Origin of the sequence: Corallococcus sicarius, assembly GCF_003611735.1 — a bacterium.
GTDB classification, from domain to species: Bacteria; Myxococcota; Myxococcia; order Myxococcales; family Myxococcaceae; genus Corallococcus; species Corallococcus sicarius.
In genome coordinates this window covers 1-12,590 of sequence record NZ_RAWG01000289.1, presented here as the reverse complement: position 1 = coordinate 12,590, position 12,590 = coordinate 1, and the positions used below count along the sequence as shown (strand labels likewise).

At 67.8% G+C, this 12,590-nt stretch carries 12 protein-coding genes; 8 read left to right on the top strand and 4 right to left on the bottom strand.

What is annotated here, in order from left to right; all coding sequences use genetic code 11:
- The first annotated feature begins 82 nt into the window (after positions 1 to 82).
- The 7 genes from D7X12_RS32365 to D7X12_RS32335 all read left to right on the top strand — a co-directional run bounded on the left by D7X12_RS32365 (position 83) and on the right by D7X12_RS32335 (position 7,839).
- The gene (locus D7X12_RS32365) at positions 83 to 1,381 is read left to right on the top strand and encodes a pyridoxal phosphate-dependent aminotransferase (RefSeq protein WP_120629092.1); all 1,299 of its coding nucleotides are present in this window, start codon (positions 83 to 85) and stop codon (positions 1,379 to 1,381) included.
- Positions 1,382 to 1,450: 69 nt separating this feature from the next.
- Entirely contained in the window at positions 1,451 to 2,737 is a 1,287-nt protein-coding gene (locus tag D7X12_RS32360; protein WP_120629091.1) for an NTP/NDP exchange transporter, read from the top strand.
- The gene (locus D7X12_RS32355) at positions 2,734 to 3,897 is read left to right on the top strand and encodes an NAD-dependent epimerase/dehydratase family protein (RefSeq protein WP_120629090.1); all 1,164 of its coding nucleotides are present in this window, start codon (positions 2,734 to 2,736) and stop codon (positions 3,895 to 3,897) included. The genes D7X12_RS32360 and D7X12_RS32355 overlap by 4 nt, the downstream gene beginning before the upstream one ends.
- 123 nt (positions 3,898 to 4,020) lie before the next feature.
- Positions 4,021 to 5,376, top strand: a complete 1,356-nt coding sequence (locus D7X12_RS32350) for a hypothetical protein (RefSeq protein ID WP_120629089.1) — start codon at positions 4,021 to 4,023, stop codon at positions 5,374 to 5,376.
- A 5-nt stretch (positions 5,377 to 5,381) separates the two neighbouring features.
- The gene (locus D7X12_RS32345; RefSeq protein WP_120629088.1) at positions 5,382 to 5,879 is read left to right on the top strand and encodes a hypothetical protein; all 498 of its coding nucleotides are present in this window, start codon (positions 5,382 to 5,384) and stop codon (positions 5,877 to 5,879) included.
- Positions 5,880 to 5,919: 40 nt separating this feature from the next.
- The gene (locus D7X12_RS32340; RefSeq protein ID WP_120629087.1) at positions 5,920 to 6,354 is read left to right on the top strand and encodes a hypothetical protein; all 435 of its coding nucleotides are present in this window, start codon (positions 5,920 to 5,922) and stop codon (positions 6,352 to 6,354) included.
- Between the two features lie 159 nt (positions 6,355 to 6,513).
- The gene (locus D7X12_RS32335) at positions 6,514 to 7,839 is read left to right on the top strand and encodes an NAD(P)/FAD-dependent oxidoreductase (RefSeq protein ID WP_244224914.1); all 1,326 of its coding nucleotides are present in this window, start codon (positions 6,514 to 6,516) and stop codon (positions 7,837 to 7,839) included.
- 200 nt (positions 7,840 to 8,039) lie between these two features.
- Here the strand turns inward: D7X12_RS32335 and D7X12_RS32330 are convergent, their stop codons facing one another.
- The 3 genes from D7X12_RS32330 to D7X12_RS32320 form a co-directional block, all read right to left on the bottom strand.
- Positions 8,040 to 8,975 carry an Eco29kI family restriction endonuclease gene (locus tag D7X12_RS32330; RefSeq protein ID WP_120629085.1) on the bottom strand — a complete coding sequence of 312 codons (936 nt, stop codon included), beginning with the start codon at positions 8,973 to 8,975 and terminating at the stop codon, positions 8,040 to 8,042.
- 195 nt (positions 8,976 to 9,170) lie between these two features.
- The gene (locus D7X12_RS32325; RefSeq protein WP_120629093.1) at positions 9,171 to 10,340 is read right to left on the bottom strand and encodes a DNA cytosine methyltransferase; all 1,170 of its coding nucleotides are present in this window, start codon (positions 10,338 to 10,340) and stop codon (positions 9,171 to 9,173) included.
- A gap of 178 nt (positions 10,341 to 10,518) precedes the next feature.
- The gene (locus D7X12_RS32320) at positions 10,519 to 10,995 is read right to left on the bottom strand and encodes a very short patch repair endonuclease (protein WP_120629084.1); all 477 of its coding nucleotides are present in this window, start codon (positions 10,993 to 10,995) and stop codon (positions 10,519 to 10,521) included.
- A gap of 333 nt (positions 10,996 to 11,328) precedes the next feature.
- Here D7X12_RS32320 and D7X12_RS32315 point away from each other — a divergent pair, with 333 nt between their 5' ends.
- Positions 11,329 to 11,649, top strand: coding sequence for a hypothetical protein (locus tag D7X12_RS32315; RefSeq protein WP_120629083.1), 321 nt, complete (start codon positions 11,329 to 11,331; stop codon positions 11,647 to 11,649).
- Positions 11,650 to 11,742: 93 nt separating this feature from the next.
- On the opposite strand, the gene D7X12_RS32310 is transcribed toward D7X12_RS32315, so the two are convergent.
- Positions 11,743 to 12,354 carry a hypothetical protein gene (locus tag D7X12_RS32310; protein WP_120629082.1) on the bottom strand — a complete coding sequence of 204 codons (612 nt, stop codon included), beginning with the start codon at positions 12,352 to 12,354 and terminating at the stop codon, positions 11,743 to 11,745.
- Positions 12,355 to 12,590 lie beyond the last annotated feature (236 nt).

Genomic DNA, 12,590 nt, shown 5'->3' with positions numbered 1-12,590 from the left:
GCCCAGGCCGGTTGCGTATAGGGTCCGCCCGGCCGCGTCCCAGGCCACCCCCTCGAGCCCCCCGAACCGGAGACTCCGCATCATGGCCCTCGACCTGACCTCCCTTCCGCGCCCCTCGCGCGACGACACCACCGTGGGCACCATGGTGCGTGGACTCGTGGGCAGCGAAATCCTCCGCATCGCCGCGGAGATCCGCGAGCTCGTGGCCAAAGGCACGCAGGTCTGCAACCTCACCGTGGGTGACTTCAGTCCCAAGGAGTTCCCCATCCCCACCGGCCTGCGCGACCAGGTGGGCGTCGCGCTCCAGGCCGGCGAGACGAACTACCCGCCGTCCGACGGCGTGCTGGAGCTGCGCCAGGCCGTGCAGCGCTTCTACGAGCGCGCCCTGGGGCTGAAGTACCCGCTGGAGGGCATCCTCATCGCGGGCGGCGCGCGGCCCATCATCTACGCCACCTACCGCGCGGTGCTGGACCCGGGCGACGTCGTCGTCTACCCGGTGCCGTCGTGGAACAACAACCACTACGCCCACATGCTCGGCGCGAAGAGCGTGGTGGTGACCACCGACGCGGACTCCGGCTTCATGCCCACGCTGGCGCAGCTGGAGCCGCACCTGTCCACCGCGCGCCTGCTCTGCCTGTGCAGCCCGCTCAACCCCACCGGCACCATGGTGGACCCGGGCGCCCTGCGCGCCATCTGCGAGCGCATCGTGGAGGAGAACCGCGCCCGTGAAGGCCGCGGCCAGAAGCCGCTCATCCTGATGTACGACCACATCTACTGGGTGCTGAGCTTCGGCGGCACGAAGCACGTGACGCCCGTGGAGCTGGTGCCGGCCATCGCGCCCTACACCGTGTTCGTGGACGGCATCAGCAAGGCGTTCGCCGCCACCGGCGTGCGCGTGGGCTGGGCCGTGGGCGCGCCCACCCTCATCTCCCGCATGCGCGACGTGCTGGGCCACGTGGGCGCCTGGGCCCCCAAGGCCGAACAGGTCGCCACCGCCCGCTACCTGGACGACACGAAGGCCACCGAGTCCTTCCTCACCTCCATGCGCGCGAGCGTGGAAGCGCGTCTGGAAGCGCTCCACCGGGGCTTCCAGCGCATGAAGGACGCGGGCCTGCCGGTGCGCGCCATCGCGCCGCAGGGCGCCATCTACCTGTCCGTCCAGTTCGACCTGGTGGGCAGGGATGGCCTCACCACCAATGACGCGATCCGCAAGCGCCTCCTGGAGAAGGCCCGCTTCGCCGTGGTGCCCTTCCAGGCCTTCGGGCTCGCCGAGGACACCGGCTGGTTCCGCCTCTCCGTGGGCGCCACCTCCGTCGCTGAAATCGAGGCGGCCCTGCCCCGCGTGGAGGCCACCGTGCGCGAAATCCTCGCCGGGAAATAACGACTTTCCTCCCCAGCAACGCAGGTTGGGAATAGCCTGCCAGAGCCGCCGTTGAGGGCGCCGCCAATCATGCTCAAGCGCTTCGTGGACGTCCGTGACGAGGAGGTGGGGGCGGTCCTCGGCTCGTTCGTCTATTTCTTCACGCTGATGTGCGGCTACGCCATCCTCCGGCCCATCCGCAACGAGATGGGCACGGCGGGGGACGTGAAGCACCTGCCCTGGCTCTTCACGGTGACGTTCGTCGTGATGCTGCTGGCGGTGCCGGCCTTCTCCGCGCTGGTGTCGCGCTATCCCCGGCGCGTCGTCGTGCCACGCGTCTACCGCTTCTTCCTCGTCAACCTGCTCGTCTTCTTCGTGCTGCTGAAGCTGGGCGTGGCGAAGGAGGGCGTGGCGCGGGCGTTCTTCGTCTGGCTGAGCGTCTACAACCTGTTCGTCGTCTCCATCTTCTGGAGCTTCATGGCGGACGTGTTCGCCAGCGACCAGGGCAAGCGGCTCTTCGGCTTCATCGCCGCGGGCGGCACCACGGGGATGATTGTCGGCCCGTTCCTCGTCGGGCGGCTGGCGGAGCCGGTGGGCCCGGTGAACCTCATCCTCCTGTCCGCGGTGATGCTGGAGGTGAGCGCGCAGTGCGTGCGCCGCCTGAGCGGCTGGGCGCGGGACGTGCAGCACCAGCCCGCGACGCGCGAGGGGCCGGTGGGCGGCGGGATGCTCGCGGGGCTGCGGCTGCTGGTGACGTCGCCGTTCCTGCTCGCGCTGGGCTTGCAGGTGCTCCTGTACGCGGCCACCTCCACGTTCCTGTACTACCAGGAGGTGCAACTGGTGGCCGGGATGGCGAAGGGCGCGGCGGCGCGCACGGCGGCGTTCGCGGACATCGACTTCTGGGTGCAGGTGCTGACGCTGGGCCTGCAGACGCTCGTCACCGGGCGGATCATCTCCCGGCTGGGGTTGGGCGTGGCCATGGCGGTGCCGCCGGTGCTCACCATGCTGGGCTTCGGGGCGCTCGCGTTCGCGCCGGTGCTCGGGGTGCTCATCGGCGTGAAGGCGCTGAGGAGCGCGAGCCACTACGCGCTGGAGCGCCCGTCGCGGGAGATCCTGTTCACCACCGTGGACCGCGAGGCCCGCTACAAGTCGAAGAGCTTCATCGACACGGTGGTCTACCGCGGCAGCGACACGGTGAGCGCGTGGCTGCAGGGCGGCCTCACCGCCATGGGCCTGGGCATGATGGGCCTGTCGCTGGTCGCCGTGCCGCTGGCCGCGCTGTGGCTCGCGGTGTCCCTGTTCCTCGCGCGCCAGCAGCGCGAGCGCACCCCTGAAGTCATTGCGCAGAAGCCCTTACCCGGAGGAACCACGGCATGAAGTTGACCCGCAGAGGCGTGATTCAAGCAGCGGCCGCGTTGGGCGCGGTCCAGGCATTGGGCTGTGCGTCCACTCCCAAGGCGGGGCCCGGGCCCGGGCCGGCTGCGGAGGAGCCCAAGAGCAAGCCTTTGAGCATCCTCATCCTCGGCGGCACTCGCTTCCTGGGGCCCGCGCTGGTGGAGACGGCGAAGGCGCGCGGCCACACCCTCACGCTCTTCAACCGTGGCAAGACGAACCCCGGCCTCTTCCCGGACGTGGAGAAGCTCCAGGGTGACCGCGACCCGGGCAAGGGCGAAGGCCTCAAGGCGCTCCAGGGCCGCAAGTGGGACGTCGTCATCGACACGTCGGGCTACTACCCGCGCATCGTGAAGGCCTCCGCGGACCTGCTGGCGCCCGACGTGGGCCAGTACGTCTTCATCTCCAGCGTCTCCGTCTACAAGGAGATGACGAAGCCGAACCTGACGGAGGCGGACGCCGTCGCGACCATCGACCCCTCGGCGAAGGAGGAGATCACCGAGACGAGCTACGGCGCCTTCAAGGCGCTCTGCGAGCAGGCCTCGGAGGCCGCCTTCCCGGGCCGCGCGCTCAGCATCCGCTCCGGCTACATCGTGGGGCCGGACGACGGCTCCGACCGCTTCACCTACTGGCCGCTGCGCGTGGCCAAGGGCGGGGAGATGCTGGCCCCCGGTGACGGCGAGGATCCGGTGCAGTTCATCGACGCGCGCGACCTGGCCGCCTTCATCATCCGGGGCGCGGAGCGCCGCACCATGGGCATCTTCAACGTCACCGGCCCCGCGAAGCCCATCAAGATGCGCGCCATGCTGGAGGGCATCCAGCAGGCGACGGGCGGCGACGCGCGCTTCACCTGGGTGGACAGCGCCTTCCTGGCGCAGCAGAAGGTCATGCCCATGGCGGAGATCCCCATCTGGGCGGCGCGCACCGGCCCGGAAGGCGGCTTGGGCAGCGTGAACATCGACCGCGCCATGCAGGCGGGCCTCACCACCCGCCCCCTGGCGGACACCGTGCGCGACACGCTGGCGTGGTTCAGCACCCTGCCTCCGGAGCGCCAGGAGAAGCAGCGCGCGGGCATCAAGCCCGAGCAGGAGCAGGAGATGCTCAACGCCTGGAAGCAGTCGAAGGGCGCCGCCAAGGCGGGCTGAAGTCCTCTCCCAAGGTAGGTGCAGGTAGGTCGGAACAAGTCGGCGATCCGGGAAAGGTGGCGCAACTTTCCCGGAGGGCCGGGCGACAATGGGTGGAAGCTGACTTTTTAGAGGGGGAAGTCCATGTCCGTTCGAGTCGATACCAGTGTTCCGCGCACGCGCCTGCCCGAGCAGGCCCCTGTCGCGCCGCCGCCCGCGCCCGTCGCGCCCGCGCGCACCAACACGGTGGATGCATTCCAGCAGGCACCCAGCGGTGGAGCCACGGGCGGGACGGCCGCCACGGTGCCGCCCCAGGTGTCGCAGACCCTTTCCAACCTGCCCCCGGGGACGCTGAGCCCGGAGAACGCGGCCGCCCTGCAGACGCGGCTGAGCACGCTGAGCGGGGACGCGCTCACGCACGAGCTGGACTTCCTGAATCAGAACGTCCTCAACACGCCGAACGCGGACCGCGCCACGCGCACGTACCTGGAGATGAAGACGCTCCAGGACACGCGGCCGGACCGCATCACGCAGGCCACGGTGGAGACGCTGACCCGCGCCGTGGCCACGCCGCGCGATGCCGCGGGCGCCGCGGGGCAGGAAGGCGTGATGGGGCCGTCGCAGGCCCGTGACGCCGCGCAGGCGCTCATCGGCATGACGGGCAGCGACTACAAGGCGCTGCAGGGCGCGCTGGACAACGCGGGCAACCGCGACAACCAGTGCATCGCCGGCGCGGACGTGCAGGGCGAGCGGGCGCTGCTCCTGAAGGCGGTGGGTGCGCGGCGCGAGCAGCTGGCCTCGCCCGGCCTCATGGACCGCGCGCGCAGCGTGTTCGGTGGCACGTCGAGCGCGATGAACGAGGTGACGGGGTACGCGTCCCGCATCGCCGGTTCGCAGCGCGCGGACCTGATGCGGCAGTCCACGGTCATCGACCTCCAGGGTGGCACGGGCGCCCTCCAGCAGCGCTGGAACGACTCGTGCGCGCCCACGTCGCAGCAGATCGCCCGCGCGGAGGCGGACCCGGTGTACGCGCGCCGGCTGCACGACGAGCCCATCCACAGCACGGACTCCAACACCGCCATTGGCCGCGAGCAGGCGGAGGCGCTGACGAACAACGGCGGCGTCGCGGTGGAGCGCGGGCAGGCCGGCGGTTCGGGCATGTGGCCGGAGGCCACGCTGGACACGCAGGTGGGCCGCTACAACAACCACGACTACGCCCGCAACGACATCGCCGACACGCCGGCGGCCCGCCAGGGTGCGTTGGATCGCGCGGACACGCTGCTGAAGGACGGCATCGACGTGCCCATCGTGGTGAACTGGGACGGCGGCGGGTCGCACGCGCTGATGCTGACCGACGTGCGCGGCGAAGGGGCCGACCGGCAGTACCTCTTGACCGACCCGTGGAACGGACAGACCGGATGGATCAGGGGCAGCGACGTGGCCAGCGGAAGCACCAACTTCATGGCCGGTACCGGCAAGCTCAGCATCACCTACGAGTAGCCGTGATGCTGGGGGGGCTCTGGAGCATGCTGTTTGGATGCAAGTCGGCGACGCCCGGTGCCGCGAAGGTGCCGGGCACGCCGTTCAATCCGCAGACGGCCGGCTGCTACGAGCGGCTGGCGAAGGTGGGCCCCGCGTACCAGCAGGGCTACCAGGACATGGCGGCGCTGCTGGGGGAGTCCGAGCCGCTCGTGTCCCTGCTGCCGCGCGTGGTGTCCACCCACGAGCGGGTGCTCCAGGCGGGCCGCGCCGCGCCCGTGAACCCCAAGATGCTGGAGGAGGACGTCTACCTCTGCTGCATGCGCGACACCCTGGAGGCCCGGGTGGCCCGCGAGGTGCGCGCCACGGTGGAGGGGGACGCGGGGACGCAGGACAAGCGCGCGCGGCTGGAGGCGCTGCTGGAGGGGGTGCGTGGGTTGCCCTGGTCGGGCCCCAAGTGGACGACGATGGAGCGCCCCGCCATCGAGAAGCACGTGCAGGACGCGCTCGCGGCGCTGCCGTGATGTGATGGGCGCGCCACTTCTTCATTTTTTGGGTGAACCCATGGGAACCGTCGAAAACGTCGACCTGTCGGCCACGCGTCCCTCGGAGTACCTGCGCGAGGGGCTGTTGTCCCCCGAAGGCAAGCCGCGTGAGGGGCTCAACGGCCAGCACTCGCTGGGCATGGCCCACCGTCTGAAGGGGGAGGGCACCTCGCAGACCACGGTGCTGGAGCTGCTGGAGAGCCTGCGCAAGGCGTCCGAGCGCCTCATCCCGAAGGACGCGGAGAACGCGCCCCTGAAGGACGCCTCGCGCAAGGCGCTGGAGACGGCGTGGAGCGCCACGGGCCCCGCGGGCACCGGCGTGCTGGGGGAGCTGCGCGCGGCGGTGCTGCCGCTGGTGAAGGACACGCGCACCCTGGCGGCGATGCTGCTGCACGTGGAGCGCATCGCCCGGCAGCTGGGGCTGGTGTCCACCGCGCCGCCTCCCACGGCGTAGGGCTCCCTGCTCTCCGTGCTCCGTTCCGGCCGCCTGCCAACAGGGCGGCCGGGCGTGCGCCGGGCGTAGGACGGGAGGACAGGGTGGGGGTGGTGGCCGATCGCGTCATGGGGCCGCACCTTTTCCGCCATGGAACAGGCACGGGACAGCAGGCATCACGTGGTCATCGTCGGGGCGGGCTTTGGCGGGCTGGAGGCCGCGAAGGCGCTGGGCAAGGCCCCTGACGTCCGGGTGACGGTGGTGGACCGCTACAACCACCACCTCTTCCAGCCGCTCCTGTACCAGGTGGCGACGGCGGTGCTGAACCCGGCGGACATCTCCGCGCCCATCCGCTCCGTGCTGAAGGCGCGCAACACGCAGGTGATGCTGGCGGAGGCGAAGTCGGTGGATCCGCGCCGCAAGGTGCTGGTCGTCGAAGGCGGGGAGATTTCCTACGACTCGCTGGTGGTGGCCACGGGCGCGGCGCACTCGTACTTCAAGCATCCGGAGTGGGCGCAGGTGGCGCCCGGGCTGAAGACGCTGGAGGACGCGGTGCGCATCCGGGAGCGCGTGCTGACGGCCTTCGAGGCCGCGGAGCGCGAGTCGGACCCCGTGCGCCAGCGCGAGTGGATGACGTTCGTCATCATCGGCGGGGGGCCCACGGGCGTGGAGCTGGCGGGAGCGCTCTCGTACATGACGCGGCACTCGCTGCCGAAGGACTTCCGGCGCATCGACACGCGACAGGCGCGGGTGTTGCTGCTGGAGGGACTGCCGCGGGTGCTGACGGCGTATCCGGAGGCGCTGTCCGAGCGCGCGAAGCGCGACCTGGAGGAGCTGCACGTGGAGGTGCGCACCGGGGCCCTGGTGACGGGCATCGACGCGGAGGGCGTCACGGTGGGGGAGGAGCGCATTCCCACGCGCACGGTGATGTGGGGCGCGGGCGTGGCGGCGTCGCCGCTGGTGCGCTCGCTGGACGTGCCGCTGGACCGCGCGGGGCGGGTGATGGTGACGCCGCAGCTGACCGTGCCGGGGCACAATGACGTGTATGTGATTGGCGACGTGGCGGCGGTGGCGCAGGAGAATGGGAAGCCGGTGCCGGGCATCGCGCCGGCGGCGATGCAGATGGGGCGGCACGTGGCGAAGACGGTGCGCGCCCGGCTGCGGCAGAAGCCGCTTCAGCCGTTCCGCTACCACGACAAGGGCAGCTTCGCCGTGATTGGCCGCGGCTACGCGGTGGGCATGCTCTTCGACAAGTGGCGCATGACCGGCAGGGCCGCGTGGATGGTCTGGGCGGGCGTGCACATCGCCTACCTGATTGGCTTCCGCAACCGGCTGTCGGTGATGCTCAACTGGGGCTACACGTTCTTCACCCAGGGCGGCCGGGACATGCGGCTCATCACCGGCAAGGTGGCGCCCCGGATGCCGGCCCTGGACCAGGGCCCGTCCCTGCCCGTCGTCACGGCGGCTCCCGCGCTGCCGGTGGCCCAGCCCGCGCCGGTGCACTGAGGCCGGAGGCCGCGACGGTTTGATCGCTGGGTTGAGCTGCGATCCGCAGTGGTATCGCGCAAAGGTTTGTTTCTTGGGTGTGTTCTTCCTGATGAAGAAGTATGGGGCCCAAGATGGGGACGCAGTAGGTTGCGAGCAGTCAGTACGTCGGACAACGAAGAGCGAGTCGATTCCGTTTCGCTGGACCCGCTGTGCGCACGTCAATCCTTGTCTAATTCAATAGCGCTGACTGGGTCTTCATCTGCACGGGTCGGTGGCTCTTGGATAAAATCTTTCAAGAACTGGTTCATGATTTGCTGCTGGTCCATAATCGGAACATTTGTTTCCAGATGGCGCTTGATATCGTCCACGATCTGGGCAGCGGATTTCTTGTCCTTTAACTTCTCATCGAGCGCCCAAAGGCGTCCTGGGTGCATTGTGTCCCATGGTGACCGCTTGTTTGAACGAGTGGAAGCTGCGTCGCCGTGTTTGCTGATACCCCAGCAGATTTTGAATTCGTCATTCCAGACTGGCTTGAATATCTTTATCAGGTATCGTTCGGCCGCCATTTGTGCGTTGCTTGCAACGACCAGTCGACGATACTCAAAGTCATGTATCTTTAGTGGATTTGGAAGATTCTGAGGCTCTGCATACTCTTGGACTGTCCTGATTGACTTCCTATGGTCTCTTAGTCGGCCAGATAGGCGGTCTCCTTGGTCCCGTGGTGTGTCAGCTTCGCTGGATTGAGGATCTGCCTTGCCTATGTAGATGGGTGTTTCTGTCTGGCTGATGGCTTGGTATGCTGGATGGATGCCTTTGTAGTAAATGGCATAGACACCCGAACCGTAAAATCGAGCTATGTCAGCTAGGGGATATTTGGGTTGAGCGAGTAGTGCAAGTGCGACAAGTCGGCCCGCCGTTGATGGCCGCGCTGGATCAAAGACTTGGGCGGGCTCCCTGATTGGATCGAGAGCGTTGACTCTGATTGCAAGGTCGCCAAGCGGTGCGATCAGCTTGGCTCTTAAGCGAGTTCTTGCCTGCTCGATAAGCGGCGCGGCAATTGCGTCTAATCTTGTTCGGAGCCGCCTGAGGTCGTCCTCAAGGATGGCCTCTGGATTCTTGGAGTTCGCCTTGCTTTTTCTCGTGCGCGTGGTCACGGAACCATTTCAACCCGACTATCTAGGGAGTCTAGAAAGTTTCTTAACTCCTGTCGTGACGGAGCACGCCCGGCCCGCTCTGGAGCTAGGATGGCCGCGACGGTGCTACTTCGATAACGCCTCTCGGGTAGAGCAATGGACTTTTATGTCACTCGTCAGGGGAGCAGGCTGGCGTAGTCGATAGGGTTGTTCTCTTCAGTGCTCATCGCTGGCCTTCAGCTTCGCCGCGACGCTGTTGGCAACCACCGCAGCGAGTTCGACAGGGACGGCGTTGCCTAGCTGCCGCATGGCCTCCGACCACGAACCCTCGAAGCGCCAGGTATCCGGGAAGGTCTGGACGCGAGCCGCCTCGCGTACGGTGAGATACCGGACCGTGCCATCCGGGTACGCCAGCATGTTCTCTCCGCCGGGTACGCCGTGGACACCCGCCTTCAGTGTCTTCGAGGGAAGGTCGATAGGGCTGCCCGTATGCCCTGGATACGCCCTGGCCCCGACGTTGAGCCGATGGTTGGTGAACTCCTTCGCGTCGCGTCCCTCGATAGGCTCAGGCAGGTCGGCGATGGCGTCGCGTACCGTGCGCCAGGGCTTCGTCTTCAAGGGCGCGCCTTTTTCCAGGTCGCTCAGCTTCACGCCGAGGCTGATCGGCTTGGTACGTGGTGCGCGGAGCCGGTGGCGCTTCCAGTAGTCGCCGGTGACGAACTGATCCCACTTCAGCGCGTCCATGCTGTGCGTCGGCTCGGGGAAGTGCCACTCCAGCCCGGTGTCGGCACGGAAGCCCACGATGAAGACCCGCTCGCGTGTCTGGGGGACCCCATAGTCGGCCGCGTTCAACAGCTCGGAGATGACGTTGTACTTGAGGGCTTGAGGGCGGCCTCGCGTCTTCACGTCCTCCAGGCGATTGCGATGGTCGGTCCATTCCTCATCGCGTTTCTTGGTGACGCTCGGGTATTCCAGCTGGAGCTTGATGTACTCGAAGTAGTTGCTGAAGCTCTGCCGCAGCAGTCCCTTCACATTCTCCAGGATGAAGGCGCGGGGGCGTAGTTCGCGCACGGCGCGGACGAACTCGGGGAACATGTTGCGGCTGTCGTCCTGGGCGCGGTGCTTGCCCCCAAGACTGAAGGGCTGACACGGTGGCCCTCCGGCGACGAGGTCCACCGGGCCGAAGATGTCGAAGGAGAGAAGCCGCACGTCGGCCTGATGCACCCGCCAATCGCTGATCCCAGGCAGCGCGTTGACCTTCGCGTTGCGACGAAGCGTGTCGCAAGCATCGTCGTTCCATTCCATCAGGCCGCGATGGTGGAATCCCGCCAGGTGCGTCCCCAGAGCCAGGCCACCCGCGCCTGTGAACAACTCGATTGAGTCCATGAGTGGGTCCATTACCAGCCAGGGCTGACGTGCGAGCCCTCGATACCTGGGGCCGTGCTATCGCGGAACCCGGGCTGACGCCATTTCCTCGTCGCTGGCCGGCTCCTCGTCGCGGGAACGATCCAGGCCTCAGAGTGCGCGCCGAAACGGATATTCCCACGACGCGGCGTCGGAGCCCCTACTTCGCGCGAACGCCACGCGGTTGCCCCGATTCACGTTCTTCACTGTTGACCAGGGGGGGGGCCTTGAGGAAAGCCTGAAGACGTTCTGTCAGCGGCCCGGGTTCGCGCGCGAGTTCGCACTCCCAGATCTCCAGGACCGACCATCCCAGTTGCTCGAGTTGTGCGCGCTTCGCGAGGTCTCGTGCACGGTTCGCCTCCAGCTTGGGAAGCCAGAAATCGAGGCGGGATTTGGGAAGCCGCGCCAGTGGGCATGCCGGGTCGGGATGCCTGTGCCAGAAACAGCCGTGCACGAAGATGGCCTTGCGCCGTCCTGGGAAGGCAAGGTCTGGACGGCCTGGGACCTTGCCGTACTGGAGCCTGTAACGGTGTCCGAGCGCGCTCACCATCCGGCGAACCGCGAACTCCGGCTTCGTGTCCCGCGCCTTCACGCGGGACATGCGCTCGCTACGTTCCAGCGGCGTCAAGGTGTCCACGGCACCTCTCGCGGTATCGACGAAGGTTCGATCGTCGATGCCTCTATCTGCATGTTTTGAACGGTATGTCGCCACGGATGGGGTGCCAATCCGTTCCGCCTCAAATCTGGCGCCCGATGGTCCGCCTGCGACGTGAAGGCGCATCGGCCCGCCCGGATGAAGGGCAGGTGGTCGGGCAGGCTTGCTTGCCCCGCGAATTAGGGGCACTGCAGGACTTCCTCGGGGTTGGCCGTCCATGTTCCTTGGCGCCAGCACAGGGGTTGTCTTTGGCGAGGCCGGAGGCCGCGCTAGGCTCCGCGTCCGTCGGGCGCAGCCCCCGCGAGGAGCACGGACATGGCGCAGGATCTGGACACGTTGCTCAAGTCGCTCCAGGCGTTGACCCAGGCCGCGCAGCAGCCGGGCCGGTTGTCCCGTGCGCAGTTGGAGGACGAGGTGGGCCGCATGACCGTCGCGCTGCGCGAGACGCTGGAGGAGCTGACCCGTCAGCTCCCCGCGCACCTGGCGCCTACGTCGGCGCTGCTCGTGGAGGCCGTCCGCTCGCAGCTCTCCGGGATGTTGCAGCAGCAGGGCGGCACGGACGTGGCGCCCACGGAGAGGACCCAGCAGCTCCGTCAGGAATTGGAGCTGCTCAAGCGCGGCTTCATCCGGAGCTGATCCGCTTCAGGGCTCCCGGCTGGAAACGACGACGGCCCGTCCTCCGACAAGCGGGGAACGGGCCGTTCAACGTCAGGGGGAGACCGCGGAAGCTCAGGCCGCGCCGCCCACGGGCGCCGCGCCACCGCTCGCACCGACCGGCGCGCCGCCCTGGGCGCCCATCGCCTGTTGGAGCTGGCCAATCATCTGCGTGATCTGCTGCAGGGCCTTCATCAGCTTCTTGATGGGGTCCTTCTCGTCGTCGTCCTCGGCGATGCCGCCCGCGCCGGAGCTGCCCTCGGCGCCCTTGGCCTCCTGCGCCTGCTCCGGGGGAGCCGCCTGCTCCGCCCCGCCCGCGCCCTCGGCCTTCGCCTCACCGGCCTCGCCGCCCTTGCCCGCCTCGCCCGCCTTCTGGCCCGCCAGCGTCTCCAGCACCTTCACCAGCTGCTTGAGCGTGTCCACCAGCTGCTGGAGGCCCGCCTGCTTCGTCCCGTCCTGCGCGCCCACCTTCTGCGCCGATCCGCTCTTGCCCACGCTGTCGAAGCCGCTCTCACCCGCCAGCGACCGGATGATGGGGTTCTGGCTCAGCGCCGACAGCGCGTCGACCCCACCCGACTTCCCCACCGGCGGCGTCTGGGCGCCAATGCCCCCCGTCGGACCAATGGAGCCCAGCGAACCGCGGAACGCCGACGACGACACCGAGGACAGCTTGGAAGAGCCAACCATGGGGGTACTCCTACAAGAGGGGTTGAGTAGGGGCGGCAGCTGCGAAGTAAAACCTTTGAAGGTGTTGTCGTTAGCTGTGGGTTGAAGTTGCTGGCCACCTACATTTCTTGACTTCATTTCAGGAAAGAGCCGTGAAAATCAGGGGTTATCCAGGGATTGGTTCGGGAATTCCGGAGAGATTCCCGCTGGAAATGCGGCGGGGTTGGCCGGTGCGAGGCGGAGGGAGGCCGGGCGGT

Bases quoted from the DNA above. Each gene is read 5' to 3' on its own strand.
- D7X12_RS32365 (WP_120629092.1), top strand. From the start codon at position 83: ATGGCCCTCGACCTGACCTCCCTTCCGCGCCCCTCGCGCGACGACACC.
- D7X12_RS32360 (WP_120629091.1), top strand. From the start codon at position 1,451: ATGCTCAAGCGCTTCGTGGACGTCCGTGACGAGGAGGTGGGGGCGGTC.
- D7X12_RS32355 (WP_120629090.1), top strand. From the start codon at position 2,734: ATGAAGTTGACCCGCAGAGGCGTGATTCAAGCAGCGGCCGCGTTGGGC.
- D7X12_RS32350 (WP_120629089.1), top strand. From the start codon at position 4,021: ATGTCCGTTCGAGTCGATACCAGTGTTCCGCGCACGCGCCTGCCCGAG.
- D7X12_RS32345 (WP_120629088.1), top strand. From the start codon at position 5,382: ATGCTGGGGGGGCTCTGGAGCATGCTGTTTGGATGCAAGTCGGCGACG.
- D7X12_RS32340 (WP_120629087.1), top strand. From the start codon at position 5,920: ATGGGAACCGTCGAAAACGTCGACCTGTCGGCCACGCGTCCCTCGGAG.
- D7X12_RS32325 (WP_120629093.1), bottom strand. From the start codon at position 10,340: ATGGACTCAATCGAGTTGTTCACAGGCGCGGGTGGCCTGGCTCTGGGG.
- D7X12_RS32315 (WP_120629083.1), top strand. From the start codon at position 11,329: ATGGCGCAGGATCTGGACACGTTGCTCAAGTCGCTCCAGGCGTTGACC.
- D7X12_RS32310 (WP_120629082.1), bottom strand. From the start codon at position 12,354: ATGGTTGGCTCTTCCAAGCTGTCCTCGGTGTCGTCGTCGGCGTTCCGC.